This is a genomic window from Burkholderia sp. MSMB1459WGS (genome assembly GCF_001534535.1).
Classification (GTDB): domain Bacteria; phylum Pseudomonadota; class Gammaproteobacteria; order Burkholderiales; family Burkholderiaceae; genus Burkholderia.
The window spans coordinates 41,397-66,216 of sequence record NZ_LPMU01000026.1 but is presented as its reverse complement, the minus strand read 5'-3'; the positions used below and the strand labels follow the sequence as shown (position 1 = coordinate 66,216).

Below are 24,820 nucleotides of genomic sequence, written 5' to 3'. Positions count from 1 at the left end.
AGGCCGTTGAACCGTTTTCTTGTTGCCATCGATCCCGCTCCCGACGGGAGACGGCGCGGCCGACAGTGGTTGGGCAGGCTGCGCCCGGGCCACCGGAATTCGGAATATACGCGACGAATCAAGGGAATAGCAACAAAAACCGCTTGATCGAACCCCAATTAAATGAATGCCTTGATATGGTGCCGTTTTATTGGTGCCGTATCGTTTTGGTGCAAAAAGAAGCGGCGCCCGCAGCGCCGCTTCTGGCCCGCCTTTCCGGCCTTATTGCTGGATCGGCGGCGTGTTCTCGCGCACCTTTCTGGGGCGCCCGCGCGGCAACGGCGACACGCGCCGGTTCGCGGTACGCGCCGCCCACTCGCGGTAATTCTCGCCGCCGAGCACCCAGCCTTTCAGCGTCGCCTGCTGCAGCTGGTCGGCCTGCCGCTCGTCGAGCGGTTGCTCGCACAGCTCCTTGTACGCGCGCTGGCGGTCGAACGGCGTATTGCCGAGCGCCCAGTAGAGCGGATGGTCGGTGATCAGGCTGTCGACGGTGAGCCCGACGTGATGCCGGTAGCTCGACCACCGATAGGCCTCGGGCGTCGCGACGAGCTGCGAGCGCACCGGGCTCATCTCGACCACGCGGCTCGCGAGCAGGAAATAGCGCTCGCCTTCGATCACCGTCGCGCGATAGCGGCCTTCCCACAGGGTGCCGCGCCGCGAATAGCGCCGGTTGAAATGCGCGACGTAGCGACGGCCGACGGCTTGCATCGCCTTCGGCAGACTCGCCTCGTCGCTCGGCGTCACGAGAAGTTGCACCTGGCGCGGCAGCAGCACGTAGGCATGCACCGACAGGTGATGATCGCGTGCGGCGGCCTTCAGGCAATCGATGAAGAGTTCGTAGTCCTGGTCGTCGACGAACGCGGGTTGCTGATCCAGGCCGCGCAGTATCACGTGCTGCGGCTGGTCGGGAACGTAGAGTCGTGCTAACCGTGCCATGCTGAATGTCCGTTTGAACGCGTTAGGAAATACCCGGAGGTCCGAAATTGCGCACCTGCGTAGAATGCCCGTCCCTGCGGCGCGCGTAAGCGTACGGTCGTGCGAATCCTAGGGAGAAAACTCTAACTTACGAGCTTGTTTGGTTTTAAACGCAGTCGTCATAATGAGCACGCCTTTGATCGGAGGAGACACAATGAAACGAAAACTGGCCATTACGGGGGCCGTAGCGCTCGCATTCGCGGGCGGTACGGCACATGCACAATCCGCAGGCGATTTCTACGTCAGCACCGGCTGGTTCCACCTTTCGCCGCAGGACAGCAGCGACCCGCTGTTCGTCTACGGCGTAGGCGGCACGCCCATCAACCAGTCGATTCCCAACACCGGCGCCGGTATCAACGACGCCGACACGCTCGGGCTCGCAACGGGCTACTTCATCACCGACCATATCTCCACCGAGCTCGTGATGGGGATACCGCCGAAGTTCGACATTACCGGCAAGGGTCAGTTCGAAAGATTCGGCGTACTCGGCCGCGCGTACCAGTGGAGTCCTGCCGTATTGCTTCGCTACCACTTCAACGACGCCAATGCGAAGTTCCGTCCGTATGTCGGCGTCGGCGCGACGTACGTCTGGTTCACCGGCGCCAAGATCACCAACGGCGCGTTCGAGAACGGCGTGCTCGGCGGCCCGACCAGCGCCACGACGAGCAATCAGTGGGCGCCCGTCTTCAACGCCGGCTTCACGTACAACTTCACGAAACACTGGTTCGCGGGCCTGTCGCTCTCGTACATCCCCGTCAGCGTGACCGCGACCTTCACGACGGCCCGCCGCACGCCGGTCGGGACGCTGACGGAAACGTCGAAGGCCCACATCTCGCTGAACCCGATCGTCACGTACCTGAACGTCGGCTACCGTTTCTAAGCGTAGTCGAATATTTGGGGAATGGTTAATTCTGCTGCAATTTGTAGCGGATTTTTCGTGGCGTAACGTCTCCACGATGCAAAACGCCCCGGCGGGAATCCCGTCGGGGCGTCGTTTTTTCGCGTCGGGCCCGTCCCGGGCAAGGGTTTTACCGGACGCCGCCGCAGCTGCGACCGCCGCCGTGGGTGTCAGACGACGTCGATATCGTCCAGTGCATCGGGCGCGATCAGGTCGATGCGGTCCGTGCAGACCGCGTCGACGCCCCAGCGCGCCAACTCGCGCGCCCGTTCGAGGTCGTTCACCGTGTAAACCAGGATGCGTAGCCCGGCAGCCTTGATCGCGCGCACGAGCGGTTCGTCGAGGCGGGTGTGGTCTGCATGCAACGACACGCAGCCGAGCGCGTCGACGACCTGCGCATGCCAGTCGTCCGGCACGATTTCGTAGAGAATTCCGCGGGGCAGCGCCGGCGCGGACGCGCGCGCCTGTTGCAGTGCGTCGAACGAGAACGACGACAACAGCGGCGCCACGGCGGCATCGCGCCAGTACGCGGCCGCGTCGGCCGCCACGCGCCGCCCCGTTTCGCGCTCGCGCCCCGGGCACGGCTTGATCTCGACGTTCGCGGCCAGCCCGTGCGCGATGCAGCGCGCCGCCGCGGCCTCGAGCGTCGGCATCCGTTCGCCCGCGAAGCGCGCATCGCGCCACGCGCCCGCGTCGAGCGCGGCCAGCGTCGCATAACGCATGCCCGCCGCCGCTCCATGGCCGTTCGACGTCCGGTCGACCGTGTCGTCGTGCAGCAGGAACGTCACGTCGTCGGCCGACAGCTTCGCGTCGAACTCGACCATCCGGTGACCGCGCCGCGCGCCCTCGTCGAGCGCGGCAAGCGTGTTCTCCGGCGCGAGCGTGCCGCCGCCGCGATGGGCGACGACGCGCGGATAGGGCCAGTCGGTGCGGATCGTCATCGTCGGTCTCCCGGCAGTCGGACAGTTTCAGCCGGCGCGCTTGCCGGTTTCGGGATCGAAGAAATGCAGCCGGTGCGCGGGCAACGCCGCCGCCAGCGCCGTGCCACGCGCGGGGCGGTCCGCGTGCGGCAGGCGCACCGCGACGTCGTGATTGCCCCAGCGGCCGTGCGCGAGATTGTCCGCGCCGAGCAGCTCGCACGAATCGACCGGCAGCGTCGCCTGCGCGACGCCCGGCTGCGGCGTCATGTGTTCGGGACGCACGCCGAGCACCCAGTCGCGCCCGGTGGCGATCTCGCTGCCGATGCCGGGCGCGCCGGCGACCGGCAGCGCGGGGCCGCCACCCGCGACCGTGAAGGTCGCGCCGTCTTCCGACAGCCGGCCGTGCATCAGGTTCATCGCGGGCGAGCCGATGAAGCCCGCGACGAACACGGTCGCCGGCTTCTCGTACACGTCGACCGGCGCGCCGATCTGCTCCGCGTAGCCGCGGTTCATCACGATCACCCGCTGCGCGAGCGTCATCGCTTCGATCTGGTCGTGCGTCACGTACACGCTCGTCGTCGCGAGTCGCGCGTGCAGCCGCTGGATTTCGAGCCGCATCTGCACGCGCAGCTTCGCGTCGAGGTTCGACAACGGCTCGTCGAACAGGAACACCGACGGCTCGCGCACGATCGCGCGCCCCATCGCAACGCGCTGCCGCTGGCCGCCCGACAACTCGCGCGGCCGCCGCGCGAGCAGCGGCTCGAGCTCGAGAATCTTCGCGGCCGCGGCCACCCGCGAATCGATCGTCGCGCGCTCGATGCCGCGAATCTTCAGCCCGTAGCCCATGTTCTGCGCGACCGTCATGTGCGGATACAGCGCGTAGTTCTGGAACACCATCGCGATGTCGCGATCCTTCGGCTCCAGCGTGTTGACGACCCGGTCGCCGATCGCGATCTCGCCGTCCGTCACCGACTCGAGCCCCGCGATCATCCGCAACAACGTCGACTTGCCGCAGCCCGACGGGCCGACCAGCACGATGAATTCGCCGTCGGCGATCTCCACGTCGATGCCGTGCAGCACGTGCTGCTTGCCGTCGTAGGATTTCCTGACGCCCTTCAAGCTCAGTGCAGCCATACCTGGTCCTTCTCCCGGAGTTACCGTCGGTCGTTCATTTCTCGGAATCGACGAGGCCGCGCACGAACCAGCGCTGCATCGCCAGCACGACGACGAGCGGCGGAATCATCGCCAGCAGCGTCGCCGCCATCACGTATTGCCATTCGGTCGCGGCGTCGCCGCTCGCGATCATCGTCTTGATGCCGACCACCGCCGTCGACAGCGACGCTTCCGTCGTGATCAGGATCGGCCACAGATACTGGTTCCAGCCGTAGATGAACGTGATCACGAACAGCGCGGCGATGCTCGTTTTCGACAGCGGCAGCACGACGTCCCAGAAGAACCGCAGCGGCCCCGCGCCGTCGATACGCGCCGCATCCATCAGCTCGTCGGGCAGCGTCATGAAGAACTGACGGAACAGGAACGTCGCGGTCGCCGATGCGATCAGCGGCATCGCGAGCCCCGCATAGGTGTTCGTCAGATGCAGTGTCGACACGACCTGCACGGTCGGGAAGATCCGCACTTCCACCGGCAGCATCAGCGTGACGAAGATCAGCCAGAACGCCGTGTTGCGAAACGGGAAGCGGAAATAGACGATCGCGTACGCGGACAGGATCGACACCGCGATCTTGCCGACCGCGATCCCGAGCGCCATCGCGAAGCTGTTCACGAGCAGGCGCCCGAACGGCGCCGTCGTGCCGCCGCTGCCGTGCCCCCAGATGTACGCGACGTTCTCGAACAGGTGCGTGCTCGGCACGAGCGACAGCGGCACCGTGAACACTTCCTGCGCATTCATCGTCGCCGCGCAGAACGCGACGTAGACGGGAAACACGATCAGGACGACACCGGCGATCAGCACCGCGTGGCAGAACAGGTCGAAGCCCTTGCGATTCTCGATCATGCGTATTGCACCCTGCGTTCGACGAAGCGGAACTGGATCACCGTGAGCCCCACGACGATGATCATCAGCACGACCGACTGCGCGCCCGAGCTGCCGATGTCGAGCCCCTGGAAGCCTTCCGCGAAGATCTTGTAGATCAGCGTCCTGGTGCTCTGCGCCGGGCCGCCGCCCGTGGCCGCGTCGATTACCGGGAAGGTGTCGAAGAACGCGTAGACGAGGTTCACGACCAGCAGGAAGAAACTCGTCGGCGACAGCAGCGGCAGCACGATGTTGAAGAAGCGCCGCACCGGCCCCGCGCCGTCGATCGCCGCCGCCTCGATCAGCGAGCGCGGGATCGCCTGCAGCCCCGCGTAGAAGAACAGGAAGTTGTAGCTCACCTGCTTCCATACCGACGCCAGCACGACGAGAAACATCGCCTGACCGCCGTTCAGCGCATGGTTCCACACGATGCCGCCCTTCGCGAGCGCATACGTGATCAGGCCGATGCTCGGGTTGAACAGGAACGCCCACAGCACGGCCGCGATCGTCGGCGCGACCGCGTACGGCCAGATCAGCAGCGTGCGGTACGCGCGCGCGCCGCGGATCACGCGGTCGGCGCATGCGGCGAGCAGCAGCGACACGACGAGCCCGCTCACCGTGACGAGCGAACTGAACACGAGCGTCGTGCGGAACGAATCGAGATACAGCGGATCGGCGAACAGGTGCGCGAAGTTCGCGAAGCCGACGAACTCGCTCGACGTGCCGAACGCGTCCTGCATCTGCGTGGACTGCCACAGCGCGACGCCGGCCGGCCACAGGAAGAACACGGCGGTGATCGCGAGCTGCGGCGCGATCAGCAGGTACGGCACCGGGCTCGTACCGAAACGGGAACGGGATTGCATCGCGGGTGTCCGGTCAGGCGAAACGGAAGGGAAGCCGTGCCGCCGGACGGCACGCGCTGACGCGCGGCGCCGCCGGCGGCACGAACGCGATGCGTGCTCAGCCGCCCGACTTCTCGAAGCGGCGCAGCAGTTCGTCGCCGCGCGAGGCGGCCGAATCGAGCGCGTCCTTCGGCGACTTCTTCTGCGCCCAGACCTGTTCGAACTCCTCGTCGACGATCGTGCGGATCTGCGGCATGTTGCCCAGCCGCAGCCCCTTCGTGTACGGCAGCGGCGGCTTGTTCAATATCTGCTTGATCGCGGTTTCGGCGCTCGGGTTCTTCGCGTAGAAGCCCTGCTGGCGCGTCAGGTCGTACGCGGCGGTCGTGACCGGCAGGTAGCCCGTATCCTGGTGCCACTTCGCGGCGACGGCAGGCGTGGCCAGGTACGCGAGGAATTTCGCGACGCCCTTGTAGGTCGCCGGATCCTTGCCGGCCAGCACCCACAGGCTCGCGCCGCCGATGATCGCGTTCTGCGGCGCGCCCTTCACGTCCGCATCGTACGGCAGCATCCCCGTGCCGTAGCTGAACTTCGCGAATTTCTGCACGTTCGCGAGCGCCCCCGACGACGTCGTCAGAATCCCGCAGTCGCCGCTGTAGAACTTCGCCGACGCTTCATCCTTGCGGCCCGCGTACGTGAACGTGCCGTCCTTCGCCATCTGCTGCAGGAACGCGATATGCGCGATCTGCTGCGGCTTGTTGAACTCGAGCACCGCGTCCGTACCGTCGAAGCCGTTGTTGCGGCTCGCGAACGGCAGCCCGTGCCACGCGCTGTAGTTTTCGAGCTGGATCCAGCCCTGCCAGCCGGTCGTGAAGCCGCAGGCCATCCCCGACTTGCGCAGCTTCTCGGCATCCGCCTTCACGTCGGCCCACGTCTTCGGCGGCTGGTTCGGATCGAGGCCCGCCTTCTTGAACGCGTCCTTGTTGTAGTACAGCACCGGCGTCGAGCTGTTGAACGGCATCGAGACCAGGTGGCCCGTCTTCGCGTCGCTGTAGTAGCTCGCGATGGTCGGCACGAATGCCTTTTCGTCGAGCGTCACGCCGGCCTGCTTGAACACGTCGTAGACGGGCACCACCGCCTTCTTCGCCTGCATCATCGTCGCCGTGCCGACTTCATACACCTGCAGGATCGCCGGCGCGTTGCCGCTGCGATAGGCCGCAATGCCGGCCGCGAGCGCCTGGTCGTAGGTGCCCTTGAAGACAGGCACGATCTTGTAGTCGCTTTGCGACGCGTTGAACTGGTCGGCGATCGCATTGACCCGCTCGCCGAGCGCGGCCTCCATCGCATGCCAGAACTGGATTTCCGTCGCGGCGAGCGCGACGTGCTGCGCCCCGAACATCAACGCGCCGCCGAGCGCGATCGACCGAACCAGTGTCCCCGCAGGCTTCTTCTTCATCGACCTCTCCTATGAAAACGTTACCAACAGCGTGTGCAACATTCCCGTCGCCATTGAACCGGCGAAGTCTAGTGATCGTTTGTGACAGTCAGTTGTCGTTGACGACGAACAGGCGCTGGTATTCCTTCAGCGCGAAGCGGTCGGTCATGCCGGCGATGTAATGCGCGACGAGACGCGGCTGCTGCGCCGCGTCGTCGGACTGGTACGGCGGCGGCAGCAGGCGCGGATCGTCGATGAACGCGTCGAACAACCCCGTGACGACGCGCTGCGCCTTGCTCGCCATGCGCATCACCTTGTAGTGGCGATACAGGTTCTTGAAAAGGAAGCGCTTGAGGGCGGCCGCCTGCGCGGCGACCTCGGGGCTGTGCGACACGAGCGGCGGTGCGTCGCGCACGTCGTCGAGCGACGCAGGCGCGACGCGCGCGAGATTGCGCGTCGTCTCGTCGATCAGATCGACGATCAGCGTGTTGATGATGCGGCGCACCGTCTCGTGCACGAGACGGCGGCCTTCGAGATGCGGGAATTCGGCGAGCGCCGCTTCGTAGTGACGCTGCCACAGCTCGACTTCCGCGAGCTGCTCGATCGTGATCAGCCCGGAGCGCAGGCCGTCGTCGACGTCGTGGTTGTTGTACGCGATTTCATCGGCGATGTTCGCGAGCTGCGCTTCGAGCGACGGCTGGCGGCCTTGCAGGAAGCGCTCGCCGAGCGCGCCGAGCTTGCGCGCATTCTCGCGCGAACAGTGCTTCAGAATGCCTTCGCGCGTCTCGAAGCACAGGTTCAATCCGTTGAACGCGCCGTAGTGCTCCTCGAGCTCGTCGACCACGGCGAGGCTTTGCAGGTTGTGCTCGAAGCCGCCGTGCTCGCGCATGCACGCATTCAGCGCGTCCTGCCCGGCATGGCCGAACGGCGTATGGCCGAGATCGTGCGCGAGCGAGATCGCTTCGACGAGATCCTCGTTCAGGCGCAGGTTGCGCGCGACCGAGCGCGCGATCTGCGCGACTTCGAGGCTGTGCGTGAGGCGTGTGCGGAACAGGTCGCCTTCGTGATTGACGAAGACCTGCGTCTTGTATTCGAGCCGGCGAAACGCGGTCGAATGGACGATGCGGTCGCGATCGCGCTGGAATTCGGTGCGCGCCGCCGGCGGGGTTTCCGGATGGCGGCGGCCACGCGACTGCGACGCGTGTGCGGCATACGGAGCGAGATGGGCTTCCAGCGCCGCCAGCGTCGGCGGCTCGGCCACCGGCGCGGCGCAGGCGCGGCCGGCTTCGGGCAGTGTGCGGCTGGATGTCTCGCTCACGTCTCCTCCATGTCAAGGCGCCGGCACATCCGGGCCACCGTTAGTGGGTCGTCTGCGCCAGTGTAGCGAATACCGCTTCGTCCGGCGCCTGCGTGATCAGCGTATCGCCGAATCGCTTCAGCAGGATGAACTTGATCGCGCCGGACTCGGCCTTCTTGTCGACGCGCATCAGGTCCATGTAGCGCGCGTCGCCGAGCGCAGGCCCGCGGGTCGGCAGATGCGCGGCCGCGATCACCGCATCGAGGCGCTGCCGCGACGCTTCGTCGAAGAGACCGAGCCGCACCGACAGGTCGCCCGCCATCACCATCCCGCAGCCGACCGCCTCGCCGTGCAGCCATTCGCCGTAGCCGAGCCCGGCCTCGATCGCATGGCCGAACGTGTGGCCGAAATTCAGAATCGCGCGCAGGCCGCCTTCGCGCTCGTCGGCCGCGACGACGCTCGCCTTGATCTCGCACGAACGCTTCACCGCATGCGCGAGCGCAGCCGGCTCGCGACGGTTCAGCGCACCGACGTTCGCCTCGATCCAGTCGAAGAACCCGGCATCGGCGATTGCGCCCGTCTTGATGACTTCGGCGACGCCCGCCGCCAGTTCGCGATCGGGCAGCGTCGTCAGCGCGCCGATGTCCGCGATCACGGCCTGCGGCTGGTAGAACGCGCCGATCATGTTCTTGCCAAGCGGGTGATTGATGCCCGTCTTGCCGCCGACCGACGAATCGACCTGCGACAGCAGCGTCGTCGGCACCTGGATGAACGGCACGCCACGCATGTAGCACGCGGCGGCAAAACCCGTCATGTCGCCGACCACGCCGCCGCCGAGCGCGACGAGCGTCGTCTTGCGATCCGCGTGCTCCGTGAGCAGGCCGTCGAAGATCAGGTTCAGCGTTTCCCAGTTCTTGTACGCCTCGCCGTCCGGCAGCACGACCGTCGACACGCGCTTGCCGAGTGGCGCGAGCGCCGCGCGCAGCGCGTCGCCGTAGAGCGGATCGACCGTCGTGTTCGTGACGATCGTGACGGACGAACCCTTGACGTGGGGAGCGAACAGCTCGGTGCGGCCGATCAGGCCGGCGCCAATATGAATCGGATAGGCGCGGTCGCCCAGATCGACGTTGACAGTAATCATGCTTGTAGCGGCTTGGCGACGACGCCGGCCAGTTCGAGTTGCATCAGCACCATGTTGACGAGACCGTTGACCGACGGACGGCCAGTCTCGATGACGAAATCCGCGCATTCGCGGTACAGCGGGTCGCGCACTTCGTACAGCGCTTCGAGACGCCCCTTCGGATCTTCCGTCTGCAACAGCGGGCGGTTCTTGTCCTTGCGCGTGCGCAGCCACAGATCGTGCGGATTGGCGCGCAGGTAGACGACGATGCCGTTGGTTTTCAGGCTGTCGCGATTTTCCGGGCGCAGCACCGCGCCGCCGCCCGTCGCGAGCACGATGTTCTCGCGCTGCGCGAGATCGGCGATGACCTGCGTTTCGCGATCGCGAAACCCGGCCTCGCCCTCCAGCTCGAAGATCACCGGAATGCGCGCGCCCGTACGGGCCTCGATTTCGTGGTCGGAGTCGAAGAACGTCCTGTCGAGACGACGCGCGACCGCACGGCCCACGGTGGTCTTACCCGCTCCCATAAGGCCGACGAAAAATACGTTTGCATGTGGGTCCCGCGCTTGCAACGGCTTCCTCTGCTTCAATCTTGCTGGTGTGTGGCGCAGCTTACTGGCAAAGCGGCTGCCTTGTCGAGCCTGCGCCGCCGGCTTCCGGCCCCGTTTTCTCGGCGTCCACGTCGCCCGTGTCGGATGCGCCGCAACGCGCCTCGACGACGGTCGGCGTGATGAAGACGACCAGTTCGTTGCGTTGATCGCGCTGCGCGCGGTGCCGGAAAAGCGCGCCCAGAAACGGTATTCTGCCCAAGAGCGGCACGCGCGTCACATCGTTCCGGTTCAGTTGTTCATAGATGCCGCCGATCGCGACCGTCCCGCCATTCTCGACCTCGACGCGCGTCTGCACGTGCTTCGTATGGATGGCAGGGCCGGCCGCGGTCGGCTCGCCGACGCTATCCTTGGTCACGTCGAGATCGAGCACCACGCGCCCGTCCGGCGTGATCTGCGGCTCGACCTCCAGCTTGAGCGTCGCGCGACGGAACTGCACGCCGCTCATGCCATTGCCGACCTTCGCCTGGTACGGCAGTTCGGAACCCTGTTCGACGATGGCCTTGACGCGGTCCGCCGTCACTACCCGCGGACGCGAAACGATCTGGCCCCGCCCCTGTGCCTCGAGCGCACTCAGCTCGATGTCGAGTACGCGGCTAAGCGGCGCGGCGAACAGCGTGAAGCCGGCAGTCGCCGCGTCGAAACCGCCGAGCGGCCGCGCGGCGAGATCCAGCGCGTTGCGCGCATCCGCCGTGAATGACGCGCCCTCGGCCGACGACGGCCGTCCCTGCGCACGCAGCGCGACGCGCGCGCCAAGGTTGCGCGAGAAACCCTGCTCGCCCTCGACGATGCGGGCCTCGATGCGGACCTGCCGCGACGGCCGGTCGATCGCGTCGATCAGGGCCGCGATCTGAGCGAGGCGCGGCGCGAGATCGGTCACGAACAGCAGGTTCGTGCGCGGATCGGCCGCCGCGGCGCCACGCTTCGACAGCAGACGCTGGCCGGTCGCGCCGGCCAGCAGCCGTTGCACGTCCTGCGCGCGCGGATAGTGCAGCGCGAACGTACGGCTCGCGAGCGGCTCCAGATCGGCGGCCCGCGCATGCATTTCGAAGCGCTCGCGTTCGCGCGCAGCCAGTTCGGCTGCCGGCGTGACCCAGATCACGTTTCCGCGCCGGGACATCGCGAGCCCGTGCGTGTCGAGCAGCGTGTCGAACGCTTCGCGCCAGCGGACATTGTTCAGACGTAACGTCACCGTGCCGCGCACCTGCTCGCCGACGACGATATTGAGCCCCGTGAACCGCGCGATCGCGTCGAACGCAGCCGCGAGCCCGGCGCCCTGCAGATTCAGCGAGATCCGGCGCGCGTCGTCGGCATCGCCGGGTTGCCGCGCCGCGGCGTCGCTCATTCGGGCCGGCGGCGCCAGCGGGATCGGCGGCCCCTCGAGCGTGGAAAGCGGTGGGACGGTTTCGGTCTGCAGCGCCGCACGCGCGGCCTGATCGAACGGCGAGGGGCCGGCGTCCTCCGCTACCGCGCCGTCCACGCCGTCAGCCACGCGCAACGGCTGCGACAGGCCCGGCACCGACACCGCCGTCGACCCGGCCGGCCAGACCGCCGGCAGCGGCGGTAACGGCGGCAACGACGCGCCAGCGTTAGCCGCCGTCACGCCGGCCCAGACGACAAACACCCAACAGCCGTGTTTCGTCATGGCCGGCCTCCGTCGTCCAGGACGAGCCGCTGCGACCCGTCTGCCGTTGCAAGCGTCACGGCAGCGCGATCGACACGCACCACGCGCGCAGCCCCCAGCACCTCGCCAGGTGCGACGGCCGTGAACACGCCGTCGCCGTCGTCGAACAACGCGAGACCGGTACGCGCATCGCGAATCGTGCCGGCAAGGCGGGCTGCGCGCCCCGCCGCTTCGGTCGGGCCAGCCTCGCCGAACGGATCGGCGTCGGACGCAGCGGCGCGAACCGGCGTGTCGGCCGCCGCGGCGGTTGCTGCCGGCAGCGCCGGAAACACGTCGACGGACATATCCACGCGCGCCGCCGACATGCCACGCTCGATACGCAGCGCCGACGGTACGGCCAACACCGGGAAGCGCGCCAGCCCGCCGACCATATGCACCAGCGCGCGAAAACCGCCATCCGCGACGATGCGCACGGTGCGCCGGCCGTCCGGTGCCGCGCCATCGGCGCGCTGCGGTTCGATCGACACGCCCTGCAGCCCGCTCGATGCAACGAGATCGGCCAGCTCCAGCATCAACTCGGCCCATTCCGGCGCATGCGGCAAGCGATCGTCGCGCGTCGACGCACGATGCCCGTCGCGCCGCTGTCCGGCGGAAGCGAGCACGCGTTGCGCGTCGGCCGCACGCGCCTGCGCTGCGGCGAGCAACGCGCGACTATGTGCCAGGCCGCTCCAGTCGGCCGTATTCGCCAGATGAATGCCGCCTGCCAACACGGCGCCGAATGCCAGCACGCAACCCGCGGCATGCACGGCCGCCGGCGACACGTGCGGCATGCGGCCCGGCCCGGCGCCTGAGCGCAGCGCCGGCCAACGCACGAGCGCCGTCATGCGCCACCTCCCGGCACCGTCCGCGACGACATCGCGTCGTGCCAGCGCAACTGCACCGAGAACCGGAACGGCATCCCGGCCGCGGCAGCCGGCGCATCCGACGCAGGCTTCAACGTCTCGATATCGATCCGCCAGTCGCGCTGCTCGCGCGCCATCGCGGCGAGCCACCGCGCAGCCGCCCGGTAACTCGCGGCGCGCGCGTCGAGCACGGCGCCGGTCGTCGTCATGCGCAGTGCGTCGAGCCGGATATGATCGGCGCGCACCTGCTTCAGGGTCGCCAGCAACCCTGTCACGCGCCGGTAAGGCGCGGCCAGCGCAGCCGCCTGCGCTTCGCGCTGCGCGATGGCGGCGGCGGCGTGGGCGGCGTGCGTCGCAACGGCCACTTGTGGCTGCAACTGCCGCAACCGTGCCTCCACGCCGGCGCGCTCGGCGTCCACCCGCCATCGCGATAACACAGCAGCGCCCGTCCACACGCCGGCGCCGAGCACGCCGAGCAGGATCGCCACACCGCACTGCGCGGCCCGACGACGCCGCAACGCCTGCGCCAATCGTTCGCGGTACGGCAGCAGGTTGAAGTCGCCGAATACCGCCCGTACCGCCTGCTCGGCCGCCACCGCCCCGCCTCCGTTTGCCGCCACGTGATTGGCCATCATTCCGACACCCCGCGCAACGCCAGCCCGAATGCAACGGCAAACGCCGGGCCGCCCGGCATGCCGGCGCGCGCGCACGGCTGGCCGTCCCAGCCCGTGCAGTCGAACGGGACCACTGCCGTGCCGAGCACATCGCCAATCCCGGCGACGGACGTATCGAAGCGGGCGATACATCGCTCGTCCCCGGCGACGAATACGCACCGCACGGCCCCGAGCACGCGTCGGCGCAACGCATCGGGAAGTGCCTCCGGCAACGTGCCGGACAGTGTGAGCGCCGGGGTGATCGACGGGCCATCGATTCGCCAGCCGCGCACGCCCGCGTCGCAGAACCAGAGCGCGGCGTAGGCGCCCTGGGCGTCGAGTTCGAACTGCGCGGCATAGCGCAGCGCGCGCAGCACGGCGGCCGACTCGCCGTCGATCACCGTCAGGTCGATACCGGCCTGGGCGGCCACGTCGATCCGCCGCTCGAGCAGCGCCAGCGGCGCCACCGCCACCGCGATCTCGCCGGACCGCGCGCCGCCGTAGTGCCGCCAGTCGAACGCGAGACTGTCCGGCGCCAGCCCCGAGATGCGCTCGGCCGCCTGCCGCGCGGCGTCCGGGATATCGCCGCGCCCGGCCAGATCGAGCGTCGCGGTACGCATCTCTTCGTCGTGCAGCGCCATCACGCCGCGCGCGTCGCACCGCACATCGGACGCCGACAGCCGCGCCACGGCCGCCGCCAGCGACCGCGCGACCGCCGCCCATCGCGCGTCTTCCGGCCCGTCCGCCAATCCGACCGGTTCCCGCTCGAGCCCCTCGACGCGCACATCCGCGTCCCGGCCGCGCCGGCTCAGCACGGCCACCCTTACTTCGTGCGCACCGACGTCGATTCCCGTCGACCGGTGCCTGCCCTGTGCAAACCGCGCCACCCATCGTCCTGCCATCCCAGCCTCCCGAGATCGTCGCGGCCCACGCCGCGTTTCCGAGACCTGATTCTGCAAAGCGACGCGTGCGGCCGACAGTCGGCCAAATGGCCAGCATCCGCTCACGGGGGCCATGCAGGACTATGCTGACGGCACGCCGCCCCACGGCTTTCCGACGAGCGGCCCCGCGTCAGGACCGGTCTTACCGGGCAGCTATAATCGCGGGACTGTTTTCCGGTATGCCTATGCAATCCACGACTCCTACGTCCCCGCCTCCCGCCCCGGAGCCGAAGAAGCGACCCTGGTGGCAAAAAGTCCTGCTCGGCTTCGCCGCGATGTGCGTGGCCCTCGTCGTGGCCGGCGGCCTCGTGCTCGGCTACGCGCTCGTCGTGGCGTGGCCGAACATGCCGTCGCTCGACGCGCTGACCGACTATCGGCCGAAGGTGCCGCTGCGCATCTATACGTCGGATCACGTGCTGATCGGCGAATTCGGCGAGGAACGTCGCGACGTCGTCCATTTCAAGGACGTACCCGACTCGCTGAAGAAGGCGATTCTCGCGATCGAAGACGCGCGCTTCTACGATCACGGCGGCGTCGATCTCACCGGCATCGTCCGCGCCGGCTTCGTCGCGCTGACGAACGGCCACGCGTCGCAGGGCGCGAGCACGATCACGATGCAGGTCGCACGCAACTTCTTCCTGTCGAGCGAGAAGACCTACACGCGCAAGATCTACGAGATGCTGCTCGCGTACCGGATCGAGCGCGCGCTGACGAAGGATCAGATTCTCGAGGTCTACATGAATCAGATCTATCTCGGCCAGCGCGCGTACGGCTTCGCGAGCGCCGCGCGGGTCTATTTCGGCAAGGACCTGAAGGACATCACGCTCGCGGAAGCCGCGATGCTCGCGGGGCTGCCGAAGGCGCCGTCCGCGTACAACCCGGTCGTGAACCCGAAGCGCGCGAAGGTGCGCCAGGAATACATCCTGCAGCGGATGCTCGAGCTGAACTTCATCACGCGCGAACAGTACGACGAAGCCGCCGCGCAGCCGCTCGTCGTCAAGGGGCCGGGCCGCGATTTCAGCGTGCACGCCGAATACGTCGCCGAAATGGTCAGACAGATGATGTACGCGCAGTATCGCGAGGAAACCTACACGCGCGGCTTCAACGTCGTCACGACGATCGATTCCGCGGACCAGCAGGTCGCGTACACCGCGCTGCGCAAGGGCATCATGGATTACGAGCGCCGCCACGGCTATCGCGGGCCGGAGGGCTTCATCGAGTTGCCGGCCGGCGCCGACGATCGCGAACAGGCGATCGACGACGCGCTGCTCGAGCACCCCGACAACGGCGAGCTGATCGCCGCGGTCGTGACGGCCGCGAGCCCGCGCCAGATCACGGTTGCGTTCATCGACGGCAGCACTGCGACGATCGAGGGCGACAACCTGCGCTTCGCGTCGGGCGCGCTGTCCGCCAACGCGCAGCCGAACCGCCGCATCCGCCCCGGCGCGATCGTCCGCGTCGTGAAGAACGACGCCGGCAAATGGTCGATCACGCAGTTGCCGCAGGTCGAAGGCGCGTTCCTGTCGATCGTCCCGCAGGATGGGGCGATCCGCTCGCTCGTCGGCGGCTTCGACTACAACAAGAACAAGTTCAACCACGTCACGCAGGCGTGGCGGCAGCCGGGTTCGTCGTTCAAGCCGTTCATCTATTCGGCGTCGCTCGACAAGGGCCTCGGGCCGGCCACCGTGATCAACGACGGCCCGCTGTATTTCAGCGCCGCGGAAACCGGCGGCCAGCCGTGGGAGCCGAAGAACTACGGCGGCGGCTTCGAGGGCCCGATGTCGATGCGCACCGCGCTGCAGCGCTCGCGCAACCTCGTGTCGATCCGGATCCTGAACCACATCGGCACGAAATACGCACAGCAATACATCACCCGTTTCGGCTTCGACGCCGAGCGCCATCCCGCCTACCTGCCGATGGCACTCGGTGCCGGTCAGGTCACGCCGCTACAGATGGCGGGCGCGTATTCGGTCTTCGCGAACGGCGGCTACCGCGTCAATCCGTACCTGATCGCCGAAGTCACCGATCCGAACGGCGCGATCGTCGCGCGCGCGCAGCCGCTCGTCGCCGAGCAGAACGCGCCGCGCGCGATCGACGCGCGCAACGCCTACGTCATGAACAGCCTGCTGCAGAGCGTCGCGCAGCGCGGCACGGGCGCGCGGACCAACGTGCTGAAGCGCACCGACCTCGCGGGCAAGACCGGTACGACGAACGACTCGCACGACGCGTGGTTCGCCGGCTACCAGCACACGCTCGCCGCGATCGCATGGATCGGCTACGACAATCCGCGCAGCCTCGGCGATCGCGAAACCGGCGGCGGCCTGTCGCTGCCGGTCTGGATCGACTACATGGGTGCGGCGCTGAAGGGCGTGCCCGAGTTCAAGCCGACGGCGCCTGACGGCGTCGAATCGCTCGGCGGCGAACTGTACTTCACCGAGTTCACGCCGGGTCACGGCTTCGTGTCGACGGTCGGCGTGCCGCAGGCGCCGGCCGCGCAGAACGTCGACGAGGCGGTGCCGCACGTCGACGAACAGGAAAAGCAGGACATCATGAACCTGTTCCGCGGCCACTGACCGGCGGCCCGGACATGAAAAAAGCGCCCCGCGGGGCGCTTTTTCTTCGGGCACGACATTGGGAGCCCAGTGCCCCGGCCGTCACGCGCTGAACGTGATCGGCAGGCCGGCCTGCTGGGTCGCGTACTCGGTGAGCGCTGCGAAGAACTCGGTGCCCGTGCGCGTATCGCGCCATGCGCCGTCGATGAAACGATAGTGGAATCCGCCCGCCTTCGCGGCAATCCACACCTCCTTCATCGGCGGCTGCAGGTTGACGATGATCTTCGAGCCGTTCTCGAACGTCAGCGTCAGCACACTGCCGTTGCGCTCCAGGTCGATGTCGTGATCGCCGTCGTTCGCGACGTCCACGGTACGCTCGACGGCCGCCAGCACGGCCTCTGCACGGGCCAGGTATTCAGTATCGGACATGCTAAACTCTATCGGTTAAATTGTTCAGGGACGATCATGCGAGTCGTTTTCCGGATGAGCGCGATTGTAGCGGCTTTGGCGATTCTTGCCGGCTGCGGTCAAAGCGGCGCGCTCTATCTGCCCACCGTGCCTCCGATGCCCAAGCCGATCCAGCAACAGGACACGCCGCCGTCGGACGTGAAACCGACCGACGAAAACGCGTCGTCCGACGAGATGCCCGACACATCCGGCTCGCCGCTCACGCTGTCGCCCGAGTTGTCGAGCAGCGCATCGACGCTGCCCGCCCCGGCATCGGGCCCGGCCGCCACGAAGTAACGCCGCGCTGCCGCCCGCGCGGCGCTCGAAACGAGGCGATGACCATTCGGTCATCGCCTTTCGTTTTTTCCGGGCCGCCCCGTCATGCGCGCACGCGCCGCCATCCCCACGCAACCAGTCGCCAGCCGAGCAGCGCGGCGACGATCGCCGCGTAGAGCTTCGGCTGCGCGAGATCGTGCTTGCCGGCCCGCATCCACCAGAAGTGCAGCACGCCGAACAGCGCGATCGCGTAGATCGCGCTGTGCAGCGTCGCCCAGTGGCGACCGAGCCGGCGCACCATCGCGCGCGGCGACGTCGCGGCGAGCGGAATCAGCAGCACGAACGCCGCGAAGCCGACCGTGATGAACGGACGCTTGCCGACGTCCTTCAGGATCGCGACGACGTCGAACCACTTGTCGAACCACAGGTAGGTCGTGAAATGCAGCGTCGCGTAAAAGAACGCGAACAGCCCGATCATCCGGCGAAAGCGCAGCAGCGGCGCGAAACCCGTCATGCGCCTCACCGGCGTGACGGCAAGCGTGATGCACAACAGGACGAGCGTCCACAAACCCGTCGAGCGCGTGACGAATTCGATCGGGTTCGCGCCGAGCCGATCGGTCAGCCCGAACAGCACGATGCGCGCGAGCGGATAGAGGCCGGCCGCGAACACCAGCACCTTGGCCGGTGCGAGCCAGCGCGGCGCGGCGGGACGGATCGCACCGGCCCGCGCCGTGCGCGCGAGCGGCCCGTCGCCCGCGGCGCGGGCGGACGTGAGCGTCGAAGGAGGCATGTCGTTTCTCACGGTCGCACTCAGAAATTCTTCTTCAGGTCCATGCCCTGATACATCGATGCGACCAGATCGCCGTAGCCGTTGAACATCAGCGTCTTGCGCTTCGGCGTGAAGAAGCCGTCCTCGCCGATGCGCCGCTCGGTCGCCTGGCTCCAGCGTGGATGATCGACATTCGGGTTCACGTTCGAATAAAAGCCGTATTCGTTTGCCGCGTACGTGTTCCAGCTCGTCTTCGGCTGCTTGTCGACGAAGCGGATCTTCACGAGCGACTTCGCGCTCTTGAAGCCGTACTTCCACGGCACGACGATCCGCACCGGTGCGCCGTTCTGGTTCGGCAGCACCTGCCCGTAGACGCCCATCGTCAGCAGCGTCAGCGGATTCATCGCCTCGTCCATGCGCAGCCCTTCCGAATACGGCCAGTCGAGCACGGGCGTCGACAGGCCCGGCATCTGCGACGGATCGGCCAGCGTGACGAACTGCACGTATTTCGCGTTGCCGGTCGGCTGCACGCGCTTGATCAGCTCGGACAGCGGCACGCCGATCCACGGAATCACCATCGACCAGCCCTCGACGCAGCGCAGCCGGTACACGCGCTCCTCGAGCGGCGCGAGCTTCAGCAACTCGTCGAGATCGAACACCTTCGGGTGCTGCACCTCGCCTTCGACACTCACACGCCAGGGGCGCGGCCGCAGCGTGCCGGCGTTCTGCGCCGGATCGCTCTTGTCGGTGCCGAATTCGTAGAAGTTGTTGTAGGACGTGATGTCCTTGAACGGCGTCACCTTGTCGATGGCGACGAATGTCGGGTTCGTTTTTGCCGCGAGCTTCGCCGCCCGCGGATCGGGCGACGCATACGCGGCGAGCGCCGCGCCGCTGGCGCCGAACAGGCCGCCTGCGGCCGCGAGGCCGGCTGCCTGCAGCACGCGCCGCCGGTTCTCGAACACCGCGCGCGGGGTGATCTCGCTCGGCGCGATATCCGCGCCGGTCAGTACGTTACGCAAAGGGCGTTTGATCCACATCGTGCAGCTCCTCCCGCATGCGCGGCGCGCATGCTTCATAAGCGTTCGACCCGGCCCGTCACGCGCCGTTCGACGCCCGGTTCGCCCGCCCGTTACAAAAGAAAACCGCCGGGCACGCAGTGCACCGGCGGTCATATGGTCGGACGAGCGGCGGAAACCTTACAGCTTGCCGTAGCTGTGCAGCCCAGACAGGAACATGTTGACGCCGAGGAACGCGAACGTCGTGACCAGCAGGCCGGTAAGTGCCCACCACGCGGCCACCGCGCCGCGCAGGCCCTTCATCAGCCGCATGTGCAGCCACGCCGCATAGTTCAGCCACACGATCAGCGCCCAGGTTTCCTTCGGATCCCAGCTCCAGTAGCCGCCCCACGCCTCGGCCGCCCACAGCGCACCGAGGATCGTCGCGATCGTGAAGAACGCGAAACCGACCGCGATCGACTTGTACATCACGTCGTCGAGCACTTCCAGCGTCGGCAGGCGATCGGCGAGGACCCCGCGCTCCTTCATCAGGTACGCGACCGACACCATCGCCGACAGCGCGAAGCTGCCGTAGCCGATGAAGTTCGCCGGCACGTGGATCTTCATCCACCAGCTTTGCAGTGCCGGTACGAGCGGCTGGATCTGCTGCGCATCGCGCGCGACCGAGTACCACATCAGGAAGCCGACCGCCGCACTGATGACCAGCAGCACGAACGCGCCGAGCGAGCGCGTGCCGTAGTGGCCTTCGTAATACAGATAAAGCAGCGCGGTGATCAGGCTGAACAGCACGAACACTTCATAGAGGTTCGACACGGGGATGTGCCCGACATCCGCACCGATCAGGTAGGACTCGTACCAGCGCACCATCAACCCCGTGAAGCCCATCAGCACGGCAACCCACGTGAGCTTCTGGCCGATCGCGGCGCCCGTTTCGGAGCGTGCGAGCAGGCCGATCCAGTAGAAGATCGTCGCGAGCACGAACAGCGCGCTCATCCACAGGATCGCCGACTGGCTCGACAGGAAATACTTGAGGAAGAACGCCGAATCGGCGCGGGCGAGATCGCCCTGGTAGATCTGGATCGACAGCAGCGACAGCACGGCGATCGACGCCATCATCAGCCGCGCGGGCTTCCAGCGCCAGCCGAGCGCGACGAGCGCCGGCACGGTGCCGATCATCACCGCCTTGTCGTAGTAATCCATGTGCGCGTTGTAGTGCACGAGCGCATAGCCCGCGCCCGCCACCAGCGCCAGTGCGAACAGCCAGTCGAACAGCGACAGGCGCGCGAGGAACGGACGGTCGTCGAACAGCGGCGACGATGCCGGCGCCGCAGCCGACGCCGTACGGGAAGAGGAAACTTGCGTGAGATCCATGATGTTACCGGGTGGAATTCTCGGAATCGGAACCGCCGCCGGCAGGCGGGCGGGCCGTCGAAGCCGCACCGGCAGGCGCGGCGTCGCGAGGTGCGGCGCGCAAGGCGGCGCCGGCCGCGTCGCGCGTCTGCACGAATTCTTTCTCGAAATCGAAGGTCTTGCGGGCCGTGGACATTGCCATCACCACATCGACGCCCGAACCGGCGTCCTTCAGCCAGAACCAGAGTCGCCGCTCGCGCACGTAGAACATCGAGAAGATGCCGGCGACCAGCAACAGGCTGCCAAGATACACCAGATTCTTGCCGGGTGCGCGCGTCAGCTGAAATACCGAAGCTTGCACCTGCTTGAACGAGTCAAGCTGCAAATAGACCGGCGATCCATACAAGAAGCTGTCGGATAGCGCATTGATCGCGTTCTGCACGAAGCGGATCGTGTCGGTGCCCTGCTGCGCCGCCGGCTCGCCGGCACGCTCGCGGGCGATCTGCCAGACCTCCCACATCGAGCCCTCGAGCATCCGCAGCAGCAGGCTCGCAGCCTTCTCCTGCTCGCCCTTCGGCACCGAGCGGTCGATGAAGGTCGCCACTGCCTGGAAGCCGCCGACCGGCTGGCCGTCCGCTCCGCGACCGATGCTGTCGTCGCTTGCCGCAAAAAGGGTCAGCACCTTCGATGCACTGTCCTGCAGACGGCCGCGCAGCGACGCGTCGCCCGGCAGCGAGCGCTGCGCGAAGCGTGCGGCGGCTTCCGTGCGCACGGCCGGATCCTCGAGCGCGGCGCGCAGGCGCATCCATTCGCCGATCGAATCCTGGCTGTCGGCCGGAATCCGCATATAGCGGAACGGGTCGTTCGGGCTCGCGCGCACGCCGGCGAGGAACACGCGCTCGCCGTTCATGTCGACGGGCAGCATGTAGTTGTTGAATTCGCGCGCCTGGCCGTCCTTGCCGCGGATCTTGTACTGCACCGACGGGCCGATGTTGTGGAGCTGCGTCGGCTTCGACGTCTTCGCGCCCGAGCCGAGCCGCTCGTCGAACACTTCCTTCAGCGAGCTCGTCGTCGCGACGCCGCGCACGTCGGGCTTGCCGGTCGCGTCGGCCATGTTCTCGACGTTGATCGCGCGGAAATCGGAGAACTCGATCGTGTCGCCGTCGGCCCCCGGAACCTGCAGCGGCACCGAGCTGCCGATCGTACCCTTCACGGGGACGGTCGCCGCGTGGCTGCCCGTCATCGGATAGGCCGTCATCTGCATCTGCGAGCCGCCGTCCTGGAAGCTCGACTGGTAGATCGACACGCCCTTGTACGTGAACGGCTTGTTGACCTCGACCCGCGCCGGGATCTTCCGGCCGGTCTCGCGATCGATCACGACGATGTCGCTCGCGAACAGCTTCGGCATGCCCGTCGTGTAGTAATCGACGATGAACTTGTCGAGCTGGATCGAGAACGGCAGATCCTGAATCAGCGAGCCGCTCGGCTGGTTCAGGATCGCGGTCGACACGAACTGGCCCTCCGGCACCCATGCATAGCCGCGGAACGTCGGGTTCGACGCGGACAGGCGATGGTCGGGCGAGATCTCGCTGATCGTCGCGCTCGTGTTGACCGGGCTCTTGCCGAACATCCACATCTGGAATTTGATCGGCAGGTTGCTGTCGAGCAGGCCGCCGATACAGATCACGACGATCGCAAGGTGCGCGGAGATATAGCCCCACTTGGTCATCGCACCGCGCTTCGCGGAGATCAGCGTCGCGCCGTCGGTTTCACGCACGACGTGCTTGTAGCCGGCCTTCGTGACGAACGCGGCGAGCGTGGTCGCGACGCTCGCGCGCGTGCCGGACGCCGTGTACTCGGCCTTGTGGTGGAATGCGCGCAGGCTGCCCTCGCGGACCTTGTCCTTCCAGCTCTTCGCATCGGCGAGCATCTTCGGCGCGTTGCGGATCACGCACAGCGAGATCGACGCGACGAGGAAGATCAGGATCAGCATGAACCACCACGCGCTGTACACGTTGTACAGGCCGAGCGAGCGGAAGATGTCCGCCCAGAACGGCCCGAACTGGTTCACGTAGTTCGGATACGGATCGTCCTGGGTCAGGACCGTGCCGATGATGCTCGCAATCGACAGCACCACCAGCAGCGCGATCGCGAAGCGCATCGAGCTCAGCAGCTCGACCGCGCGTTTCGATGCACCCTGGCTCGACTTCGACTGCAACCCCGACGTGGTAACGCTCATTCAAACTCCGACTAAGGGGAAACAGCCCCCACGCTCACTATGTTCGCTTCGGGGGCGCAGCCCCCATCGCCGGCAAGCCGCTCCATCCCGGCTCGGCCCGGCGAGTGCCGACAAAAAAGAAGGGCGAGGCAACCGCGACGGCGCGGCGCCCCACCCTTTTCTTGTTCTGACTCCGGCCGCCCTTCGGGCGCCCGGTCATTCCATTCGCGGCCGACCGCTCAACGCAGGCCCGCGATGTAATCCGCGACGGCCTTGATCTCGGTATCCGACAGCCGCGACGCGATCTGATGCATCGCCTCGTTGTTGTTGCGCGCACCGGCACCCTGCTGGAACGCGGTCAACTGCGCGACCGTGTAATCGGCCCATTGCCCCGACAGACGCGGGTACTGGACCGGGATTCCCTGCCCCGTCGGGCCGTGGCAGCTCGCGCAGGCGGGTACGCCCTTTTCCGCGATGCCGCCTCGATAGATCTTCTGGCCGACCGGCACGGTCGCCGCATCGCGTGCGGTACCGAGCTTCGTCGTCTGCGACCCGTAGTACGCGGCGACGTTGCGCATGTCGTCCGCGCTCAACGCGCTCGCGAATCCAACCATCACCGCGTTGTTCCGCACCGGCCCCTTCGCGCCCGGCTGCGTCTTGAAGTCGTTCAACTGCTTGACCAGATATTCGGGATGCTGGCCGGCAAGCTTCGGGAAACTGCCCGACGCGCTATTGCCGTCGGCGCCGTGACACGACGCGCAAACCTGCCCGGCAATCGCCTTGCCGCGGTCGAGATCCGGCTTGGCCGCATCTGCCGCGTTTGCCTCCGCTACGAAACCTACGAACCCTGCTGCAACCTGAAGCACCATCAGAGACTTGCACAGTCGATTCATTCGCACACCCTGTTTCGTCTTGTGGGAATTTGAGGTTCTGCAAAAAACGACGGCGTCCAGTCTACCGCAGAAGCCACATAAAAGCGCGAGGCAGGCGCCCGGTGGCCTTCGGTAAAACCGCCGTATTGTACAATATCGTGTTGAAAGCTCCCGCGCCTATCGGGGCTACCCCGCCTCCACCAAGCGGCTCGCGCCGCCCGTCCTTCCGGTTCCCATGGCCTTTCTGCTCCATCAAGCCCGCTTCTACACGACCGTCAACCATCTGCGCGACCTGCCGCCGACGGTTCAGCCGGAAATCGCGTTCGCGGGCCGCTCGAATGCCGGCAAGTCGACGGCGATCAACGTGCTCTGCAACCAGAAGCGGCTGGCCTTCGCGTCGAAGACGCCCGGCCGCACGCAGCATATCAACTACTTCTCCGTCGGCCCGGCCGCCGAGCCCGTCGCGAACCTCGTCGACCTGCCCGGCTACGGCTATGCGGAAGTGCCCGGCGCCGCGAAGGCACATTGGGAAATGCTGCTGTCGTCCTATCTGGCGACGCGCTCGCAGCTTTGCGGCCTGATCCTGATGATGGATTCGCGCCGTCCGCTGACCGATCTCGATCGACGCATGATCGAGTGGTTCGCGCCGACCGGCAAGCCGATCCACACGCTGCTGACCAAGTGCGACAAATTGACGCGCCAGGAAAGCATCAACGCGTTGCGCAATACGCAGAAGGGGCTCGACGCGTATCGCGACCAGGGCGTGCAGGGCAAGCTGACGGTCCAGCTGTTCTCGGCGCTGAAGCGCACGGGGCTCGACGAGGCCCATGAACTGATCGAGAGCTGGCTGCGGCCGTCCGTCGCCGACGAAAAAAGCGAGCCTGTAGCACAATGAGCGGGCAACGCGCGGCTGGGATCGGCTGTGCGCACCTGACGGCACCTGCGGATTCGGCCGGCTCATAAAAAAACCCGCCGTCGAACGGCGGGTCAAACAGCCTAATCGAAAAACGACAGGCACCCGCTCAGGGAGGAGAAGC

General features: G+C 66.9%; 23 protein-coding genes. 4 read left to right on the top strand and 19 right to left on the bottom strand.

Annotated elements, in window-relative coordinates; all coding sequences use genetic code 11:
• Positions 1-261 precede the first annotated feature (261 nt).
• Positions 262-975, bottom strand: coding sequence for a transposase (locus WT97_RS11955; protein ID WP_027783329.1), 714 nt, complete (start codon positions 973-975; stop codon positions 262-264).
• A gap of 193 nt (positions 976-1,168) precedes the next feature.
• Here WT97_RS11955 and WT97_RS11950 point away from each other — a divergent pair, with 193 nt between their 5' ends.
• A complete protein-coding gene (locus tag WT97_RS11950) occupies positions 1,169-1,894 on the top strand; it encodes an OmpW family protein (protein WP_059499754.1) in 726 nt (241 codons plus the stop codon).
• Between the two features lie 188 nt (positions 1,895-2,082).
• On the opposite strand, the gene ugpQ is transcribed toward WT97_RS11950, so the two are convergent.
• The 12 genes from ugpQ to WT97_RS11890 form a co-directional block, all read right to left on the bottom strand.
• Positions 2,083-2,853 carry a glycerophosphodiester phosphodiesterase gene (ugpQ, locus tag WT97_RS11945; RefSeq protein WP_060353516.1) on the bottom strand — a complete coding sequence of 257 codons (771 nt, stop codon included), beginning with the start codon at positions 2,851-2,853 and terminating at the stop codon, positions 2,083-2,085.
• 27 nt (positions 2,854-2,880) lie between these two features.
• Entirely contained in the window at positions 2,881-3,966 is a 1,086-nt protein-coding gene (locus WT97_RS11940) for a sn-glycerol-3-phosphate import ATP-binding protein UgpC (RefSeq protein WP_059795125.1), read from the bottom strand.
• Positions 3,967-4,000: 34 nt separating this feature from the next.
• A complete protein-coding gene (ugpE, locus tag WT97_RS11935) occupies positions 4,001-4,846 on the bottom strand; it encodes a sn-glycerol-3-phosphate ABC transporter permease UgpE (RefSeq protein ID WP_034209753.1) in 846 nt (281 codons plus the stop codon).
• Complete coding sequence (ugpA, locus tag WT97_RS11930) at positions 4,843-5,727, bottom strand: sn-glycerol-3-phosphate ABC transporter permease UgpA (RefSeq protein WP_059795123.1); 885 nt, start codon at positions 5,725-5,727, stop codon at positions 4,843-4,845. The genes ugpE and ugpA overlap by 4 nt, the downstream gene beginning before the upstream one ends.
• A gap of 97 nt (positions 5,728-5,824) precedes the next feature.
• Positions 5,825-7,159: a sn-glycerol-3-phosphate ABC transporter substrate-binding protein UgpB gene (gene ugpB, locus WT97_RS11925; protein WP_060353515.1), complete on the bottom strand. Its 1,335-nt coding sequence runs from the start codon at positions 7,157-7,159 to the stop codon at positions 5,825-5,827.
• 88 nt (positions 7,160-7,247) lie between these two features.
• Entirely contained in the window at positions 7,248-8,456 is a 1,209-nt protein-coding gene (locus WT97_RS11920) for a deoxyguanosinetriphosphate triphosphohydrolase (protein ID WP_059499758.1), read from the bottom strand.
• Between the two features lie 40 nt (positions 8,457-8,496).
• On the bottom strand, positions 8,497-9,576 hold the full coding sequence (aroB, locus tag WT97_RS11915) for a 3-dehydroquinate synthase (protein WP_059499759.1): 1,080 nt from the start codon (positions 9,574-9,576) through the stop codon (positions 8,497-8,499).
• The gene (locus tag WT97_RS11910) at positions 9,573-10,127 is read right to left on the bottom strand and encodes a shikimate kinase (protein ID WP_059499760.1); all 555 of its coding nucleotides are present in this window, start codon (positions 10,125-10,127) and stop codon (positions 9,573-9,575) included. Before WT97_RS11910 ends, aroB begins: the two co-directional genes overlap by 4 nt.
• Before the next feature lie 40 nt (positions 10,128-10,167).
• Positions 10,168-11,808 carry a type IV pilus secretin PilQ gene (locus WT97_RS11905; RefSeq protein ID WP_060353514.1) on the bottom strand — a complete coding sequence of 547 codons (1,641 nt, stop codon included), beginning with the start codon at positions 11,806-11,808 and terminating at the stop codon, positions 10,168-10,170.
• A complete protein-coding gene (locus WT97_RS11900; RefSeq protein WP_060353513.1) occupies positions 11,805-12,671 on the bottom strand; it encodes a hypothetical protein in 867 nt (288 codons plus the stop codon). Before WT97_RS11900 ends, WT97_RS11905 begins: the two co-directional genes overlap by 4 nt.
• Positions 12,668-13,321, bottom strand: a complete 654-nt coding sequence (locus WT97_RS11895) for a hypothetical protein (protein WP_060353512.1) — start codon at positions 13,319-13,321, stop codon at positions 12,668-12,670. Before WT97_RS11895 ends, WT97_RS11900 begins: the two co-directional genes overlap by 4 nt.
• Positions 13,321-14,244 carry a hypothetical protein gene (locus WT97_RS11890; protein WP_060031531.1) on the bottom strand — a complete coding sequence of 308 codons (924 nt, stop codon included), beginning with the start codon at positions 14,242-14,244 and terminating at the stop codon, positions 13,321-13,323. Before WT97_RS11890 ends, WT97_RS11895 begins: the two co-directional genes overlap by 1 nt.
• Before the next feature lie 218 nt (positions 14,245-14,462).
• Between WT97_RS11890 and WT97_RS11885 the strand changes: the two genes are divergently transcribed.
• Positions 14,463-16,856, top strand: a complete 2,394-nt coding sequence (locus WT97_RS11885) for a penicillin-binding protein 1A (RefSeq protein WP_059795111.1) — start codon at positions 14,463-14,465, stop codon at positions 16,854-16,856.
• Positions 16,857-16,937: 81 nt separating this feature from the next.
• Here the strand turns inward: WT97_RS11885 and cyaY are convergent, their stop codons facing one another.
• Positions 16,938-17,264 (bottom strand): iron donor protein CyaY, encoded by a 327-nt coding sequence (cyaY, locus tag WT97_RS11880; RefSeq protein ID WP_059499766.1) that lies wholly within the window; start codon positions 17,262-17,264, stop codon positions 16,938-16,940.
• Between the two features lie 36 nt (positions 17,265-17,300).
• Here cyaY and WT97_RS11875 point away from each other — a divergent pair, with 36 nt between their 5' ends.
• Entirely contained in the window at positions 17,301-17,579 is a 279-nt protein-coding gene (locus WT97_RS11875; protein ID WP_059790955.1) for a lipoprotein, read from the top strand.
• Between the two features lie 82 nt (positions 17,580-17,661).
• On the opposite strand, the gene msrQ is transcribed toward WT97_RS11875, so the two are convergent.
• The 5 genes from msrQ to WT97_RS11850 all read right to left on the bottom strand — a co-directional run bounded on the left by msrQ (position 17,662) and on the right by WT97_RS11850 (position 23,804).
• On the bottom strand, positions 17,662-18,348 hold the full coding sequence (gene msrQ / locus WT97_RS11870; RefSeq protein WP_059499768.1) for a protein-methionine-sulfoxide reductase heme-binding subunit MsrQ: 687 nt from the start codon (positions 18,346-18,348) through the stop codon (positions 17,662-17,664).
• A 20-nt stretch (positions 18,349-18,368) separates the two neighbouring features.
• Positions 18,369-19,364, bottom strand: coding sequence for a protein-methionine-sulfoxide reductase catalytic subunit MsrP (gene msrP, locus WT97_RS11865; protein ID WP_059499783.1), 996 nt, complete (start codon positions 19,362-19,364; stop codon positions 18,369-18,371).
• A gap of 159 nt (positions 19,365-19,523) precedes the next feature.
• Positions 19,524-20,714, bottom strand: a complete 1,191-nt coding sequence (ccsB, locus tag WT97_RS11860; RefSeq protein ID WP_060353511.1) for a c-type cytochrome biogenesis protein CcsB — start codon at positions 20,712-20,714, stop codon at positions 19,524-19,526.
• 4 nt (positions 20,715-20,718) lie between these two features.
• Complete coding sequence (locus WT97_RS11855) at positions 20,719-22,932, bottom strand: cytochrome c biogenesis protein ResB (RefSeq protein ID WP_060353510.1); 2,214 nt, start codon at positions 22,930-22,932, stop codon at positions 20,719-20,721.
• A 218-nt stretch (positions 22,933-23,150) separates the two neighbouring features.
• Complete coding sequence (locus tag WT97_RS11850; protein WP_011546640.1) at positions 23,151-23,804, bottom strand: cytochrome c; 654 nt, start codon at positions 23,802-23,804, stop codon at positions 23,151-23,153.
• A 214-nt stretch (positions 23,805-24,018) separates the two neighbouring features.
• On the opposite strand from WT97_RS11850, the gene yihA reads away from it, so the two are divergent.
• Positions 24,019-24,678: a ribosome biogenesis GTP-binding protein YihA/YsxC gene (gene yihA / locus WT97_RS11845; protein ID WP_034209737.1), complete on the top strand. Its 660-nt coding sequence runs from the start codon at positions 24,019-24,021 to the stop codon at positions 24,676-24,678.
• Positions 24,679-24,820: the final 142 nt, after the last annotated feature.